The 1,417-nt window shown below is 44.0% G+C and carries 2 protein-coding genes; both read left to right on the top strand.

All coding sequences use genetic code 11. The features are described from left to right. Nucleotides 1-444: hypothetical protein (locus tag DWX33_RS21805; protein ID WP_226892979.1), on the top strand; the 444-nt coding region annotated here is incomplete at its 5' end. Further along, nucleotides 410-1,393: a transposase gene (locus DWX33_RS21800; RefSeq protein WP_016270043.1), complete on the top strand. Its 984-nt coding sequence runs from the start codon at nt 410-412 to the stop codon at nt 1,391-1,393. The genes DWX33_RS21805 and DWX33_RS21800, both read left to right, overlap by 35 nt. Nucleotides 1,394-1,417: the final 24 nt, after the last annotated feature.

Raw genomic sequence — 1,417 nt, 5'->3', positions numbered from 1 at the left:
GGCTCACCCGATAAATCAGGGGGAAAATTCTTTAATTCTATAGAAAATTTGCACCTTTGTACCATGAACAATCAAGGACTATTAGCATTGGCACAGTTGATTCTGCCATCAGAGATACTTTCAAATTTTGAAGTAGTACGTGTAGAAGAAGAGGCATCCCTTATCCGCATCTATCTTGATGAATCGGTTAAGGCTGAATATAAAGAGAACCCAGAGATTGAATCCAAAGGGTTCTGTGAAGCCGTAACTATACGTGACTTTCCAATCCGCGATAAAGGTGTTGACCTAATTGTCAGAAGACGCAAATGGTATGACAAGCAGAATAACCGATACTTCTCCGACTCTTACGACCTGAAGGCTGAAGAAACCCGCTACTCCAAGGAGTTTGCGGCTTTTTTAAAAGGAGTGTATGGAGACGATTCCTACGACCTCCCGTTCGCTTGACCGCTATTATCACATAAACGGGGATACGTTTGAAAAGCAATACAAGGAAGTGCTCAGCGGCTATCGTGAATGGTCAGAACTCTCACATGCAGAAGACTGGCTTGTCTTTCCAGAGAACATTGGTGAAAGCATCTGCATTGACGAAACGGCTCCAAGCAACGGTGAGCTGTACACTATAGTAAGCAACAGATCTTCACGTGGAGGTAAAGGTACCATCATTGCTATTGTAAAGGGTGTGGCGGCAGATGCTGTCACGGAAGCACTTATGCGCATTGACGAGGACAAGAGACTGTTGGTTAAGGAGATAACAATGGATATGTCGAATTCCATGCGACTTATAGCCAGACGCTGTTTCCCGAATGCAATGCGTACCATAGACCGCTTTCATATACAGAAACTTGCATGTGATGCCTTGCAGGAGATGCGCATCGCGCATAGATGGGATGCCATTCAAGCAGACACGGATGCCAGGGAAGAAGCCAAATGCCTGGGCGAAGCATACACTCCAATTGTGCTTGCAAATGGTGATACCCACAAGCAGTTGTTGGCTCGCAGCAGATATCTGCTTTTTAAATCTGCCGACAAATGGACGGAAAGTCAGAGACAAAGAGCTGAGGTGCTCTTTGAAACGTATCCTGATCTTAAAGAAGCCTATTCGCTTACACATTCCCTAAGAATGATATTTTCCAAGAATACCGTCAAAGATGCAGCAAGACTCTCGCTTGCACGATGGTACAACAAAGTGGACGACTCTGGCTTTAAGAGTTTCAATGTTATTGCCGCCACACTTTACGAGCACTATGATGAAGTCTTGAACTTCTTTGTAAACAGGGCAACTAATGCATTTGCAGAGTCTTTTAATGCTAAAATTAAGGCGTTTAGAGCTGCTTTAAGAGGAGTAACGGATATAAAATTCTTTCTTTTCAGACTTACAAAGCTGTATGCTTAATCCCCCAGGTTTATCGGGTGAGCC

It is taken from the genome of Parabacteroides sp. AF19-14, from assembly GCF_003635485.1.
Classification (GTDB): Bacteria; Bacteroidota; Bacteroidia; order Bacteroidales; family Tannerellaceae; genus Parabacteroides; species Parabacteroides distasonis.
Note: the sequence above shows the minus strand (reverse complement) of the source record. Positions and strands in the feature narration are given on the sequence as shown.

Bases quoted from the DNA above. Each gene is read 5' to 3' on its own strand.
- DWX33_RS21800 (WP_016270043.1), top strand. From the start codon at position 410: ATGGAGACGATTCCTACGACCTCCCGTTCGCTTGACCGCTATTATCAC.